Below are 15,562 nucleotides of genomic sequence, written 5' to 3'. Positions count from 1 at the left end.
TATACCCGTTCTACTCCTCTAGACCTGGGACAAAAACCGTACCGGAACCCCGATATCCTCCGCAAGCGTGATATAATGCTGTCCTTTGGCCAGAATCGCCTGGACGCCAACGAGTTGAACACCCATCTCCGCCATCTGCTTGGCAATACAACGAATGGTGGCGCCCGAGCTGATCACATCATCCAGCAGCAGCACGCGGTCACCGCTCCGGAAGCCGTCAAAATAAATATAGTTCTCGTTATAGGCCGTCTCGCGTTTAATACACACTTCGTAGTTGTCGTACAGCTCGGTGCTTAGACGCAGAATGTTCAAGGGTTTCATCAATTTGTAGGCAGCAAGCATCCCCCACGTATGCCCGCCCGGCTCGGGAGAGACGATATAGTCGAAGGCAGGAAACCCAGCGGTGATCTGTTCGGCAAGACTGGCCGTGATCTCACTAATCAGCTCGGGATGAATATAGGTGCCGCGCTCGCCAAAAGGGTAAAGCTTGAAATCATAGGCGGTCTCCTTATTCTTGTAGATCCTCACGTTCTTGGCCTTGCTGATGCTCTCACTAAGCCTTAGGCTGGCTGTGCTCATGGTCCTCACTCCTAAATTTGGGATAATAAAAACCCCGGGCACAAGAGGCGCATACACATGATGAAGACCCTGCGGCTGAACATCACAGCTAACTGCGACATGTGAACCGGATATCTTCCAACTGTGCTTACGCCTCTTGTAGCCTGGGGCAATTTACGGTTGCCTGTAGAAACGCTCAAACCAAATTAATGAGCTTATACAAGAGTTATGAAATTGGTTTGTGTTAGGTTAATTAACTTCATTCGTTTGTTACATGCTACCACCCGTAATAATGTGTGTCAATATGCCGCATATATGTTAACTAATATAACTCAAAAAGAAGTTAGATGATGTGAATAACTCTGGAACAAAGAGGAATATTTTTGTAAATTCGGAGGAAGATGGGGAGTGTATGTCATAAACCGTTCAAATTATTTGTAAAAAGTCTTGAATGCCTGTGATATACTTAACACAGCGTTTTTAGCAATTGTGAATGAGTTCCTACACCAATGAATATAGATTAGGATGGTGAACATACGATGCATATTGTCGTCGTTGGCCTGAATTACCGTACGGCGCCAGTAGCCGTCAGAGAACAGTTCGCCTTTGCGGACCAAGATCTGCCGGAAGCGCTCCATCAGCTGATGAAGACCAAAAGCGTGCTGGAAGGGGTCATTGTTGCCACCTGCAACCGGACGGAAATTTATGTGGTCGTGGACCGGCTTCATATGTGCGGTTATTTCATCCGCAGCTTCATGGAGCAATGGTTCGGAGTACGAAGCGAACAATTCACACAACATATGTATATATATGAAGACGAGCAGGCGATGGCCCATCTGATGCGCGTAACCTGCGGCCTGGATTCGATGGTCATTGGCGAGACGCAGATTCTGGGACAGGTGAAGAGCAGCTTCCTGACTGCCCAGGCTGAAGGAGCTACGGCAACCTGGTTCAATCGGCTGTTCAAGCAGGCGGTGACGCTTGGCAAGCGTGCGCATAGTGAAACCTCAATTGGCGAAAGTGCGGTGTCTGTGAGTTATGCGGCGGTGGAATTGGGCAAGCGGATCTTCGGCATGTTCACCGACAAAAGAGTGCTGATTCTCGGTGCCGGCAAAATGAGCGAGCTGACCGTGAAGCACCTCTACAGCAGCGGTGCAGCCGAGGTGATTGTCGCCAACCGCACGCTGTCGCGGGCGGTGGAGCTGGCGGAGAAATTCTCCGGCAGACCCAGCACGATTGAAGAGGCTCTGCGGCATCTGGATGAGGTCGATATCATCATCAGCTCGACCGGAGCTGAAGGTTATGTGCTGACGGCGGATCAGGTGGCAGAAGGCATGAGACGCCGCCCTTCACGTCCGCTGTTCATGATCGACATCGCGGTTCCGCGTGATATTGATCCGGCGGCAGCGAGTGTGCCGGATGTCTTCTTGTATGATATCGACGACCTGGAAGGGATTGTCGAGAATAACCTGGAGATGCGCCGCAGCGAGGCGGCGAAGATTGAAGTGATGATCCGCGCGGAGCTGGATGACTTCCAGCTGTGGCTGAAGACGCTGGGCGTACGTCCGGTGATTCGTGCTCTGCAGGACAAGTCCAATGCGATTCACGAAGAAACGATGGACAGCCTGTTCAACAAGCTGCCTGAGCTGGATGAACATCAGCGCAAGGTAATCCGCCGCCTGACCAAAAGCATCGTCAACCAGATGATGCATGATCCGATCAATGTGATCAAGGAACTGTCCGGCGGCAAGCAGGGGAATGAGGCGCTGGAGTATTTCTCGAAGATTTTTGCGCTTGAGGAGCAGCTGGAATCGGGAGCTGGCGGGGACAGCTCCACAGTTGCCGCGCCACCTGCCAGACAGGGTGCTGACCGGCCGGCGGGAAGTGAATTCTCTCTGCCCCCAACCGTGTTCTCACCGGCCGGATTCATGGGCGGGTGAACGGGATGCAGCTGCTGAACCTCATATATGATTCTGCTCTGGTGTTATACGCTCTGAGCCTGCTGTTTTATTTCTCGGATTGCCTCAAGCGGAATCCGGGCGGTAAACGGCTGGGCGCAGGGCTTCTTGTTGTTGTTGCGCTTCTGCAATCCGCGGGCCTGTCCATCCGCTTCGTCCAGGAGGGCGGCTTGCCGATCTTTACGCCTTATGACTTCCTGTTCTGGTTCTCCTTCAGTATTGTGCTGACTTCGCTGGGGGTGGCCTTCACCAGGGGCGCGGAGTTTACGATTCTGCTGCTTAGTGTGGCCGGATTCAGCGCTTTCCTGCTGAACCGCTTCTGGCTGACCGCCGAAGACCATACGCTGCAGAGCTGGAGTGCGGTGCATGGCTGGCTGGCGATGCATATTATTTTGGCTAATTTGAGCTTTGCCGCACTGACACTTGGCACTGTGTTTGCGATAATGTACTTATTCCTGCATGCCGGACTGCGCAGCAAGCAGTGGAATGACCGCATCCGCCGTCTGCCGAGTCTGGATACGATGGACAAATACTCCTACACTTCTATTCTGGCCGGAACACCGCTGCTGATGCTCTCGCTGATCATGGCAGGGTTCTCCATTGTGTCAGAGGGCAGGACACCGCTCTTTCAGGATATCAAGGTGCTGACGACCCTGGTGGGACTGGCGAATTACATCATCTATATTGTGCTGAAGCGTTCCGGCCGCCGCAGCGGAGTCGTAATGGCCCGCTGGGCCATCTCCGGCTACGCGTTCATTATCTTGAACTTCCTGCTCAATTCCTGGTCCGAGTTCCATGGCTGGGGCGGCTGAGCTGGGGGATGCGGAACGAATATGGAGGACAGGAATACGCAGGGCGAGCGATAATGATGAAATGGCAGGACTAGTAAGCCGTCTGAATATACGGGACGAATCGCTGGGTTAGCAAGCAGGATGAATTGCTGGTCGGTGTTAGATGAATGAGCTGGATTTTATGCCGAACGAATACGCTGGGCCGTATGCAACAAGGATGATTGGGCCAGTGCGCAGCAGGTTATAGGGAATTTATACCATTAAAACTTGACTAAACGTCGATTGGCTTAAGCTTATAGGGAGAAACTACCGTTAATCAGGAGTTTAGGCGGATCGAACCCAAAAAAACACAGAATTAGTGAACTACATTCCCTATAAGCCGCACTTTTGGCATGTATGGGCTTAATTAAGGGTAGAAATTCCCCATAGCAAGCTGTTGAGTTGGCAAAGTCCGAGTTGGAACTGTGCTGATGAGTGAATGAATGATGCTGGTGAGTGCGTGCAAGATGCCGGTGATTAAGTATCTTTATGATTGTTACCGTTCTGCACCTGAGTAATGTTTGTTTAACTGGCTTAGGCTGATTACAGCTGCTCATAGAGCGAGTTGAGTCTGAGTGAGCGATAGGTCAATTTGCAGACTGATCTGACCAACAATCGCCGGATGCTGCCGATAATACGCGGGGGTGTGGATGTTGAGTGTATATTTACCTATTATGTTGGATTGCAGGGGCAGGCGCTGTGTAGTCATTGGCGGCGGAGCGGTGGCCGAGCGCAAAGTAGCGGGTCTGCTGGAAGCGGAGGCTGCGGTTGTGGTCATCAGCCCTTCCCTCACGGAACCGCTGGCTGAACTGGCGGCACAGGGTCTGCTGGATTATCAGCAGCGGAGATATGCTCCCGGTGATGCCGGGGGGGCTTATCTTCTGTACGCGGCCAGCGATGATATTGCGGTGAATGAAGCGGCGGCAGCGGAAGCGAAGCACCTCGGCATTCCCGTCAATGTCGCGAGTCATGCGGAGGCCGGCAGCTTCATTACTCCCGGCGTTATTCGCCGCGGCCGTCTGACTGTAGCGGTTTCCACCTCAGGTGCGGGACCTGCCGCAGCCAAGCATATCAAGGAAACGCTGGAGGAAGTGCTTGGGGCGGAGCTTGAGCCTTATTTGGATTGGGTACATGCCATGCGCATGGAGATTAAGCGGACAGTGCCTTCGCCAGAAATGCGCGGCCGTCTTCTGCGTAAGCTGGCTTCGTTGGATACACTGACACAGATGAGACAGGAGACGTTCACGGAGTGGACTCCCGCAGCCATTGCCAGCTGGATTGCTGAGAATAGCCGGGGTAACCTAGGACTAGAAACGGAATGAGTGGCGTAATAATATTTTAGCTTCAAGCCAGTAAGGATCAAGGGGAGGAATGGACAATGCGCAAGATTATAGTAGGCAGCAGGCAAAGTGCGCTGGCGCTGACGCAGACAGGGCATGTTATTGCCGATCTGGAGCGGCTGAGCGAGCAGCATGGCTTCGGCTTCACCTTTGAAGTGAAGAAGATCATCACCAAAGGCGACCGTATCCTTGATGTCACACTTTCCAAAGTGGGCGGCAAAGGCTTGTTCGTGAAGGAGATCGAACAGGCCATGCTGGACAAGGAGATCGACATGGCGGTGCACAGCATGAAGGATATGCCGTCCGAGCTGCCGGAGGGGCTGATCAACGGGGCAGTACCCAAGCGCGAGGACCCGCGCGACTGCCTGATCTCGACCGGCGGCGTACCGCTCGCGGACCTGCCGCAGGGCGCACGGGTAGGCACGAGCAGCCTGCGGCGCTCAAGCCAGCTCGCCGCGCTGCGGCCGGACCTTGACATTACGCCGGTGCGTGGCAATATCGACTCGCGTCTCGGCAAGCTGGCGAGCGGCGAATATGACGCGATTCTGCTGGCCGCGGCGGGCCTGGCGCGCATGGGCTGGCAGGACCGCGTCAGCGCGTACCTGCCGCCGGAGGTCTGTCTGCCCGCTGTCGGGCAGGGCGCCCTCGGCATCGAGTGCCGCGAGGACGACGCCAGCCTGCGTGAGCTGCTGGCGCTCTACAACGATGCTGATACCGCGCTGACCGTTGCGGCGGAGCGGACGTTTCTTGGCGCGCTGAACGGCGGCTGCCAGGTGCCGATTGGCGCATACGCGGTGCTTGGGGCGGCAGAGGGAGCGCCAAGCACCGGCTCCGCCACCCGAGGGAATGCCGGAGCGGAAGGTCATTCCGCAGCCGCCGGAGGAGAGGGTACAGCTGAAGAGCGTACCGTATCTGCTGGAGGGAGCGGCGGAGGAGAGGGTACAGCTGAAGAGCGTACCATAGCCGCCAGAGGGAACGGCGGAGTTGAAGGCCACGGCGTAGCCGTAGACGCAGCGGGTGAAGCCGCACCCGGCAAGCAGGCGGCTGAAGGCGCAGGGATCGACATGGCTGCAGAGAAGCCCACCATCACCCTGACGGGGATGGTGGGGACGCCGGATGGCGGAACGATTTTGAAGGAAACGTGTACGGGTACAGATCCGGTAGAGCTGGGAAATGAGGTTGCCCGGCTGCTGATTGCGCGGGGAGCGGAACAGATTCTGGCAGATGCGAGAGGATGAATGGGATGACGGGGAAGGTATATCTGGTAGGTGCGGGTCCCGGGGACGCCAAGCTGATTACAGTTAAAGGAATGGAGTGTATCCAGAAGGCGGATGTGCTGGTCTATGACCGGCTGGCCAGCCCAAGGCTGCTGCAGTGGATGAAGTCCGGCGGTGAGAAAATCTATGTAGGCAAACTGCCGGATCGCCACACGATGAAGCAGGAGGAGATCAACCAGCTGCTGGTTGATCTTGCGCTGCAGGGCAAGACGGTGGTGCGGTTGAAGGGCGGCGACCCGACGATTTTTGGCCGGGTGGGGGAAGAAGCCGAGCTGCTGCGCCGCAATGGCATCTATTATGAGATTGTGCCGGGCATCACTTCAGCCATCAGCGTACCGGCTTATGCCGGGATTCCGGTGACTCACCGTGATTATGCCTCTTCGCTGTCGATCATCACGGGACATGAGAGTCCTGATAAGCTTGACCAATCGATCCATTGGGATAAGGTCACGAACGCCACAGGCACGCTGATCTTCCTGATGGGCGTAGCCAAAATCGGCTATATCAGCGACCAGTTGATCAAACACGGCCGCCCAGCATCCACACCTGTGGCGCTGGTGCGCTGGGGCACGCGCGCCGATCAGCAGACACTGACAGGCACGCTGGAGGACATCGCGGCCCAGGTGGCGGCCGCGGACTTCCAGCCGCCGGCGGTAATCGTCGTCGGCGATGTGGTGCTTCAGCGCGAGCAGCTGAAGTGGGTGGAGGCGATGCCGCTGTTCGGCAAGCGCATCGTGGTGACCCGGGCCCGCAGCCAGGACAGCGGACTGGTCTCGGCCATTGAGGAGCTCGGCGGGGAACCCTACGAGTTCCCGGTGATTGAGACGAGACTGCCGGAAGGCGAAGTGAAGAAGGCCCGGATTGCCGAAGCGCTTGGCGCGCTGGAATCCTATGACTGGGTCTTCTTCACGAGCGCGAACGGCGTCGAGTACTTCTACCGCCACCTGGCGGAGCTGGGGGCGGACGTGCGTGGGCTGCACCGCGCGCGTATCGCAGCGGTGGGGCCGGCCACGGCAGAGGCGCTGGCGCAGCGCGGGCTCGTGGCCGAGGCCCTTCCGCCGCAGTTCCAGGCGGAAGGGCTGCTTGAGGCGTTCGGCCCCCGGCTGCTGCCGGGGCAGAACGTGCTGCTGCCGCGCGGCGATCTGGCGCGCGCGTGGCTGCCGGACAAGCTGAGGGAGCTCGGACTCCAGGTGACCGAGGTGGATACATACGAGACGGTAGTTACCGGCGAGGACGATATTGAACTGAAGAAGCTGCTGGAGGAAGGTCGCATTCATGCAGTAACCTTCACCAGCTCGTCCACCGTGCGCAATTTCCTGCAGATCCTTGGCCGGATGGGCATCGCTGATCCTTTGCCACTCCTGGCGAATGTGAAGATTGCCTGCATTGGTCCGGTAACACAGCAGACAGCGATTGAGGCCGGACTTACACCAGGGCTGATGCCTGAGGAAGCTACCATTGACGCTCTGGTGCAGGAGTTGTGCCGCTGGAATGCCAGTGAACAGCAGGTTTAAGCGCCGCTGGGTTGTAGGTTCTGAGGAAGCTGCTGGTGCAGGGTCCAGGCGTTCCTGGTGAAGTTATGGCTGCTGATTGCAGGTGTACTGATTACGGATGGAGCTAGCACTGCTGAGTATAAACTTTACTGATGGAACTGCTGCTGTCCGGAGCAGGAGTATTTATGGAACTGCTTCTGCTGAGTGAAGGTGTCTGATGGAACTGCTACTGCTGAGCACAAGCGTCTGATGGAACTGCTCTTGCTGAGCACAGGCGTCTGATGGAACTGCTCTTGCTGAGCACAGGCGTCTGATGGAACTGCTGCTGCTGAGCACAAGCGTCGATGGAACTGCTACTGTCGGGTGCAGACGTTCGTTGAAGCTATAAGTAACTTGCTGTTCTGGGGTGGAACGATTAATTTAGTTGCAAATCTGCATCTAATTCTCGGATTTTTTGCGTTTTTGGGGGAATAGTTGCAGATCAGCACCTAATTTGGGATTGGGAGCGAGTTGGCTCTGTTTTAATCGAAATTAGTTGCAGATTCGCACTTAAACACCGGTTTACTGGACATTCCGGAGAATTTAGTTGCACTTTCGCATCTAATTTCTCCGGACGCTCCAGGTAACTTGCTGTTCTGAGTGGAACGATTAATTTAGTTGCAAATCTGCATCTAATTCTCGGATTTTTTGTGTTTTTGGGGGAATAGTTGCAGATTAGCACCTAATTTGGGATTGGGAGCGAGTTGGCTCTGTTTTAATCGAAATTAGTTGCAGATTCGCACTTAAACACCGGTTTACTGGACATTCCGGAGAAATTAGTTGCACTTTCGCATCTAATTTCTCCGGACGCTCCAGGTAACTTGCTGTTCTGAGTGGAACGATTAATTTAGTTGCAAATCTGCATCTAATTTCTCCAGACGCACCAGGTAACGGATAAGAGTGGGCAAACGGTGGATGCTAAAGGTTAATTGAACGAACAGGTTGCTGGAGTGCGGCGGATGATGTGAAATTGAGAGAATGAGTGGCAGCCGGGATTAATGAAATAATTGTTTACTGGAATTAGAGAAGTGAATGGCTGCTGAAATTGGTGTAATGGCTGGTAGCTGGGATTGCTGCATGGACTGGTTACTGGAAATGATGGATATGGCTTGCTGCTGTTTGCCGGAGTAACTGAATGATGCACTTTTGGGTTACAGTTAAGGGTGAGAGTGGACAAAGTCTGGAGCGGTTTCGTTGTGTCGGCAGGTTGCTGGAGAGTGGTGTGATGGGATTATTGGAATAACTGGTTATTGCTGATGAATCGGCTGAATTGCTGTCAAGGCTGCTGATGCATTAGCTGTAGCTTTTACTGCTGGGTTGGATACTTAATAACCTTCCGCGAGCAGCTGCTGGGCCTTGGTATTGGGGTCTTGCAGAACATTATGCGTGCATTCGGTGTGCGTGGTACGCTGCTCATAGACTGGAGTCTTAGGCTGGCAACCCGCTCGGGGAGCGTATTTAGCTGTACAACTAGGCAACAATCCGCATCTGAACATCTGAACGCGTCGCATCTCATCCTTTTTTAACCGGCGTAAGCATCAAGCCATACCCTCAACTCTGACATCAAACATACCGGAATTCGTAACGCACAAGCATGGAGGGATGCTTCATGTGTTTATATTCTATATACAGGAGGAATTTATAATGAGCTTTCCCATTACACGGCACCGCCGTCTGCGCGGATCGGCCGGAATTCGTGGCATGGTGCGCGAGACGGTGCTGAATGTGCTGGATTTTGTCCAGCCGATTTTTGTAACCTACGGTACAGGGGTCAGAAATGAGATCAGTTCCATGCCGGGCGTCTACCATTTCTCATTGGACACGCTAAAGGCGGAGGTGGACGAGATTGCCGCTCTTGGCATTCCGGCCGTGCTGCTGTTCGGAATTCCTGAGACGAAGGATGCCATCGGCTCCTCTGGTTTCGCTGAGGACGGGATTGTGCAGGAGGCTACGCGCCTGATCAAGCAGTGGTACCCTGAGCTGCTGGTGGTGGCTGACACCTGTCTGTGTGAGTTCACGGACCATGGTCATTGCGGCATGGTTCATACGCATACGGTGGATGGCGTTGTGCATGGAGATGTAATCAACGATGCTTCGCTTGAGCTGCTGACACGTACGGCGGTATCGCAGGCCAAGGCCGGAGCAGATATTATCGCACCCTCCAACATGATGGATGGATTCGTGGAGGCGATTCGCGCGGGGCTGGATGATAACGGTTTTGAGCATATTCCTATTATGTCCTATTCGGTAAAATACGCTTCGGCCTTCTATGGTCCTTTCCGTGAAGCGGCGGATTCGGCCCCCCAGTTCGGCAACCGCAAGACGTATCAGATGGACCCCGCCAATGTGCGTGAGGCCCTGCGCGAAGCGGAGTCCGATGTGCTGGAGGGTGCGGACATGCTGATGGTGAAGCCTGCACTGGCGTATCTTGACGTCATCCGCATGATCCGTGAGCAATTTGATCTGCCGCTGGTAGCCTATAATGTGAGCGGTGAATATTCGATGGTCAAAGCGGCTGCGCAGCAGGGCTGGATCAACGAGCAGGCGGTGGTGCTGGAGATGCTGACCGGGATGAAGCGGGCCGGAGCGGATATTATTATCACTTATTTCTCCAAGGATGCCGCCCGCTGGCTGCGTGAATAGGAAGCTTCTCGGCTGAATAGAGCCTATAGACATCATTTAGATAACAAAATGACAGGAGTGGTACAGATGGGCGATATGCCATTGGCACGCCGGGAAGAAGCTTCCCGGACAGCTTTTGACGAGGCCAAGCAATATATTCCCGGCGGGGTGAACAGCCCGGTGCGGGCGTTCAAATCCGTGGGTCTGACCCCGATTTATGTGGACCGCGGCGAAGGCTCGCGTATTTATGATATCGACGGCAACAGCTTCATCGACTATGTCTGCTCATGGGGACCGCTGATTATGGGCCATGCCCATCCGGAGGTAGTCAGAGCGCTGCAGGAGACAGTGGTAAAAGGGACAAGCTTCGGCGCGCCGACCCTGCTGGAGACGGAAATGGCTAAAACGGTAGTGGAACGTGTGCCTTCCGTCGATATCGTGCGGATGGTCAATTCAGGCACGGAAGCCACGATGAGTGCGATCCGGCTGGCGCGCGGGTATACCGGACGCAGCAAAATCCTTAAATTCGAAGGCTCCTACCATGGCCATGCGGACAGCCTGCTGATCAAAGCGGGTTCAGGTGTGGCCACTTTGGGCTTGCCGGACAGTCCGGGTGTGCCTGAAGGGGTAGCGGCAAATACGATTACCGTTCCTTATAACGACCTGGATGCGGTCAAAATCGCCTTCGAGCGCTACGGCAATGAGCTGGCCGCAGTAATTGTGGAGCCGATTGCTGGCAATATGGGCGTTGTGCTGCCACAGCCAGGGTTCCTGGAGGGCTTGCGCAAGGTGACTACGGGCTACGGAGCGCTGTTGATTTTTGATGAGGTAATGACCGGGTTCCGTGTCAACCGCAGCTGTGCGCAAGGCTTGTTCGGCATTACGCCGGATCTGACCTGCTTCGGCAAGGTAATCGGCGGCGGGCTTCCGGTGGGCGCTTATGGCGGCCGCCGCGAGATTATGGAGCAGATCGCACCTACCGGGCCGATCTACCAGGCAGGCACGCTCAGCGGGAATCCGCTGGCGATGGCGGCGGGGCTGACCACGCTGCGGCTGCTCACGCCGGAGGTCTACGACCGGTTGGAGCTTCTGGGGGCGCGTCTTGAAGCAGGGCTGAAGCGCAATGCGCAGGAGCTGGGAATTCCGCTTACCATTAACCGTGTAGGTTCCATGGTATGCCCATTCTTTACCGCAGGTCCGGTAACGGACTTTGATACGGCGCGGACGAGTGATCTGGAACGGTTCCGCCGGTATTTTGGCGGAATGCTGAACCAGGGCATCAGCGTGCCGCCTTCGCAGTTCGAAGGCATGTTCGTCTCCGGTGTGCATAGCGAGCAGGATATCGATGATACGATTGAGGGACATTACAAGGCCCTCAAAGCACTATGAGTGCTGGCGGCGGAGGCCGCTGGACCCGCCCTGAACCCGGGGCGGGCAAGGGCAACGGCCCCGTGGACGGCAAGAGCAACGGGGCGGGCAAGGGCAACGGCCCCGTGGACGGCAAGAGCAACGGGGCGGGTAAGGGCAACGGCCCCGTGGACGGCAAGAGCAACGGGGCGGGTAAGGGAAACGGCCCCGGAGCCGGGAGCGGCTCCGGCACAGGCGCACCGCGTGCCGCGGGAGGCCGCTGGGCAGGCCGCCCGGAGGCGGGCGACAGCGCGGCCAGGCCGCAGGGAGCCGGCAGCGGCTCCCGTGCGGAGGGCCTGCGCGCCGATGGCCGCTGGACAGGCCGCCCGAAGCCGGGCGGCGGCGCGGCTGGCGCGCACACGGCTTCGGCCGGCTCCGCTGCGGAGGAGCCGCGCGTTCCGGCCGCCGCTCCAGACGGCGGCGCCTGGACCCGGCGCGGGGCATGGCTGGAGGTCATGCCCGGCAGAGCGGCCCTGGCCGGCGGAGATGCGGCCGAGCGGGAGGCAGCCACGGACCGCTGGCTGCTGGAGACGGTGCGCATGCCGGCCAAGCTGCATGCGCGGCTGCGCCGCGAAGGCGGCGTGGAATGGAGCGGCGACCGGCTGAGGCTGGCGCTCTTCCCGGAGCGGGAGGCAGGCATCGAAGTGCTGCCCCATGCCAAGCGTGCGGAGGTGCTCTATGAGGATGATTTCTGCCTCGTGGTGCACAAGCCTGCCGGGATGGGCATTCACCCGGACGGCAGCGGCAAGCCGGAGGCAACGCTGGATCACCTTGTTGCCGCACATTATGCAGCTTCCGGCGGCGGTGTGGCCGTCCGCCACATTCACCGTCTGGACAAGGACACGACGGGACCTGTCCTGTACGCCAAGAACGAATTCGCTCAGCTGGCGCTCGACGAAGCGATGCGCGACAAAACCGTCTCCCGGCGTTACGCCGCCATCGTACAAGGTATCGTGCCATCCTCGCTGAAGGTCATTGACGCTCCGATCGGCCGTGACCGGCATCATGCGGCGCGCCGCCGGGTATCGCCCGGCGGCCAGTCAGCGCTGACCCGGATCACCGGGCTTACGCCGCTGCGCGGCGCATCCCTGCTGCGGGTGCAGCTGGAGACCGGCCGCACGCACCAGATCCGCGTCCACCTGAGCCACATGGGCCATCCCCTGTTCGGGGATGAGCTGTATGATGGCCCGGGGTGGGACTCCGTGCCCGCGCCGTCCGCACAGGTGCGTCCGGGCGAAGAAGGCCTCGGCGGGCGCTTCAGCCCGCCTGTGCCACGCTCCGGCGGGTATAATATCCCCGCCGCATCGACCCCTCCCGGCCGCGCCGGAAGGAACGGGCAGCCGGGAGGACCCGGCTCGGCCCGCCAGGCGCTGCACGGCGAATCGCTTGCCTTCACCCATCCCTGGACCGGGGAACGGCTGGATGTGAGCGATCCGTGGCCGGAGGATATGAAGCGGCTGCTTCAGCGGCTGTCCGGCAAATAAGGGACGCTGCTTTAATTGCGCAAGCAGCTTGAAGGGACCGAAGCGTAGCCATACTGCCGCTTCGGTCCTTTTTTCCCTGCGTATCTGCCTGCTCAATTCGTCAGCTTAAACTCCCTAATCGTGCCTACACTGCTACTGGCTAATTTTAGTTGCGATAGTATGCCTGATTTACTGGGATTTAGAATGTTGTCAGGAGTGTTCCGGGCAAATAGATGCGAAACTGGTTACTACTTAGGACTCCGTGTGATAAGAACACTTCAGATTCAGTTCCATGATAGTCTCATATGTCCAGACCAAAGAATTAGTTGCGAAACTGCATCTATTTAGCCGTTTTTTTCTGTGTTGGAGGAAATAAGTGCGAAAACGCACCTAATTTCGGATTTTGAGCGTAATAAGCTTGCTGTACTCGAATTTAGTTGCAGATATGCACTTATTATCCTGATAATGGGTGTTTCGGCGGAAATTAGTTGCAGTTTCGCATCTAATTACTCCGAAGGTTCCAGGGCAACACTCTAAATCCTGGCTGAATCCTAAGCAGTAACCACTTTTGCAGCTAAATTAGTGGCACCAGCTTATTTGACCAACCTCGCTTGAACGCACCCGCCCGTATAGCCTCAGCCGATAAGTAACCCGCTTAAAAATCCCGAAACGTAAGCCTCTGCACCTAAACTATCCAACCTCCGCACTTAAGTAACCTGCTTTCCATAACTCGCAGCGGCATCATAGCTGGCTCTATGAACCAGCCTCCCTTTTCGTGCGGAGTAAAGCATGTATCCATATCCAATAGCCGCAGCTTTCATAGAATAGTTTGTTCAGAGAGATTGCTTGGCGCCTGTACCCCAGGCCTTGTCAGTAGCAAGGTCCTGTCCGTTCTGATGTCCAAAGTTGTCATGCCTCGCGGTTTGGAGCATATACATGTGGGGAGTAACATTTTGGGCTTATGCTCTGGGTTTGTCTCAGGGTTAGATTATGCCACGAAGGAGGACATATCCCGTGTTTGACCAGTCCCACGGCTTGCGGTTTGATATTTATGAACGCATTCACTTATCGGAAGAGCTTCCGGGAATAGCTGAACTGGAGGAGGTGGAGCTGATCCCGGATATCCAGGTCATTCAGCGGGAGGACCGGGCTGAGCTGTATGGCCAGCTGCTGCTTACCGGATTGTACCGGAGCGAGGAGGACCGGACCCAGCGTCTGGAGCATGCCATCCCCGTTGAAATTACAGTCCCGCTTACCCGGGTCAGCTCGCTTGAAGACATAGGGGTGGAAATTGAGAATTTCGACATCGACCTATTGACAATGCGCACGGTGAATATTACAGGCGTGCTCTCCTTACGGGGAATCGGCGGGACGGAGGTTCAGCCAGGTCGGCAGCAGGAGGAATACACCGCCGCCTACACGCCAGCAGAAGAAGAGCGTGTGCTGGAAGCCGGGGTTGACCCTGTGAAGGATGAGAGTGAGAAGCTCTATGAGAACTTTGTATGGACCTACGGCGAAGGGACGGCGGAAAGCTTGTCCGACGAACGCGAGCATGGCGGAATTCCGGCAGACCCGCTGGTGCTGGGCGGTATCGTGAATGCCGGGCCGGCAGTTCATATCTCCTCGGCGCAGTCCAAGGAGAAGGAGCAAGAACCCCGGCTGCGCACGCACAGCCTGGATAACCATTCAGGGAATGCGAAGGCGGAGCTGACCGACTATTGGAACAAAACCGAGCAGTGGAATCAGCCGCCACAAACAGCACAAGATAGCCAGGAGACAGCGAAAGGTCAGACTATTCCTGCAGCTGTGCCTGCTGCGATCGAGCAGGAGCAGCCGCAGCCGCTGGCCCAAGCCGTGCAGCCGGTCCAGGAAGAGATCGTTGACAACTTCACCGCTTCCAGGGAGAGTGCAGATATCGCTGCCGTGCATGCCGTTCAGCAGGAGGAAACGTTCTATTCCGCCGAAGCGGAGGAAGCGAATGTGGAGTTCACGCAGGAGAATGTCAGCTCCCCGCTTGCTAATGAACCTCTGGCTGGCGACAACTTCTCAGCCCAGGAAGTACTGCCTGCCGAAGAGAAGCAGGACCTTAAGATCGCGTTGGGCAGCAAACGCGAGGAGGAGCTGCAGGTTCAGGAGCCGCTTACCTTCTCTTCGTTACTAAGCTCCAGCCGCTCCCGCAAGGAGCAGCAGGATACGCTGCTCACCGAGGAGACCGCAGCAGTAGCGGCAGTGGTTTCCGAAGTCGGTAATGACACGGAGTGGAAGACGCGCTTCATTGCCGGAGCCGAGGGTACCAATCTGTTCCGCAAGGTGCGTCTCTGCATCGTGCAGCGTGAAGAAACACTGGATACGATTGCGGAGAAGTATCAGCTCAGCGCCAGGGAACTGGTGATGTACAACCGTCTGGCCGGACAGAATGTGGAAGAAGGTCAGGTGCTATATATTCCGTAGGCGCAGACCAGTTGTGCTGCAGCTTATTGAGCACAAATAGCCCCCAGAGATTCAGCGGGGGGCTATTTGTGGTATAACTTAGACATACAATTTATGGAAGTGGCTGATGAAGAAGTACTTCATG

At 56.4% G+C, this 15,562-nt stretch carries 10 protein-coding genes and 1 riboswitch; of the genes, 9 read left to right on the top strand and 1 reads right to left on the bottom strand.

Features of this window, described 5'->3' with window-relative positions; translation table 11 throughout:
* Positions 1 to 18: 18 nt before the first annotated feature.
* Positions 19 to 579, bottom strand: coding sequence for a phosphoribosyltransferase (locus B9T62_RS25090; protein ID WP_087917773.1), 561 nt, complete (start codon positions 577 to 579; stop codon positions 19 to 21).
* A 119-nt stretch (positions 580 to 698) separates the two neighbouring features.
* Positions 699 to 801, bottom strand: a riboswitch (purine riboswitch).
* 296 nt (positions 802 to 1,097) lie between these two features.
* Here B9T62_RS25090 and hemA point away from each other — a divergent pair.
* The 9 genes from hemA to B9T62_RS25045 all read left to right on the top strand — a co-directional run bounded on the left by hemA (position 1,098) and on the right by B9T62_RS25045 (position 15,438).
* The gene (hemA, locus tag B9T62_RS25085; RefSeq protein WP_087917772.1) at positions 1,098 to 2,498 is read left to right on the top strand and encodes a glutamyl-tRNA reductase; all 1,401 of its coding nucleotides are present in this window, start codon (positions 1,098 to 1,100) and stop codon (positions 2,496 to 2,498) included.
* A 5-nt stretch (positions 2,499 to 2,503) separates the two neighbouring features.
* Positions 2,504 to 3,328, top strand: a complete 825-nt coding sequence (ccsA, locus tag B9T62_RS25080; protein ID WP_087917771.1) for a cytochrome c biogenesis protein CcsA — start codon at positions 2,504 to 2,506, stop codon at positions 3,326 to 3,328.
* A gap of 668 nt (positions 3,329 to 3,996) precedes the next feature.
* Entirely contained in the window at positions 3,997 to 4,668 is a 672-nt protein-coding gene (locus B9T62_RS25075; RefSeq protein ID WP_245864049.1) for a precorrin-2 dehydrogenase/sirohydrochlorin ferrochelatase family protein, read from the top strand.
* A 56-nt stretch (positions 4,669 to 4,724) separates the two neighbouring features.
* Entirely contained in the window at positions 4,725 to 5,924 is a 1,200-nt protein-coding gene (gene hemC / locus B9T62_RS40920; protein ID WP_245864047.1) for a hydroxymethylbilane synthase, read from the top strand.
* A gap of 5 nt (positions 5,925 to 5,929) precedes the next feature.
* Positions 5,930 to 7,477 carry a uroporphyrinogen-III C-methyltransferase gene (gene cobA / locus B9T62_RS25065; RefSeq protein ID WP_087917770.1) on the top strand — a complete coding sequence of 516 codons (1,548 nt, stop codon included), beginning with the start codon at positions 5,930 to 5,932 and terminating at the stop codon, positions 7,475 to 7,477.
* A gap of 1,662 nt (positions 7,478 to 9,139) precedes the next feature.
* Entirely contained in the window at positions 9,140 to 10,138 is a 999-nt protein-coding gene (gene hemB / locus B9T62_RS25060) for a porphobilinogen synthase (RefSeq protein ID WP_087917769.1), read from the top strand.
* Between the two features lie 66 nt (positions 10,139 to 10,204).
* On the top strand, positions 10,205 to 11,506 hold the full coding sequence (hemL, locus tag B9T62_RS25055; protein WP_087917768.1) for a glutamate-1-semialdehyde 2,1-aminomutase: 1,302 nt from the start codon (positions 10,205 to 10,207) through the stop codon (positions 11,504 to 11,506).
* A 62-nt stretch (positions 11,507 to 11,568) separates the two neighbouring features.
* Entirely contained in the window at positions 11,569 to 13,008 is a 1,440-nt protein-coding gene (locus tag B9T62_RS25050) for an RluA family pseudouridine synthase (protein WP_425436602.1), read from the top strand.
* Between the two features lie 993 nt (positions 13,009 to 14,001).
* Entirely contained in the window at positions 14,002 to 15,438 is a 1,437-nt protein-coding gene (locus B9T62_RS25045) for a LysM peptidoglycan-binding domain-containing protein (protein WP_087917767.1), read from the top strand.
* Positions 15,439 to 15,562 lie beyond the last annotated feature (124 nt).

Source organism: Paenibacillus donghaensis (genome assembly GCF_002192415.1).
Taxonomy (GTDB): Bacteria; Bacillota; Bacilli; order Paenibacillales; family Paenibacillaceae; genus Paenibacillus_AQ; species Paenibacillus_AQ donghaensis.
Note: the sequence above shows the minus strand (reverse complement) of the source record. Positions and strands in the feature narration are given on the sequence as shown.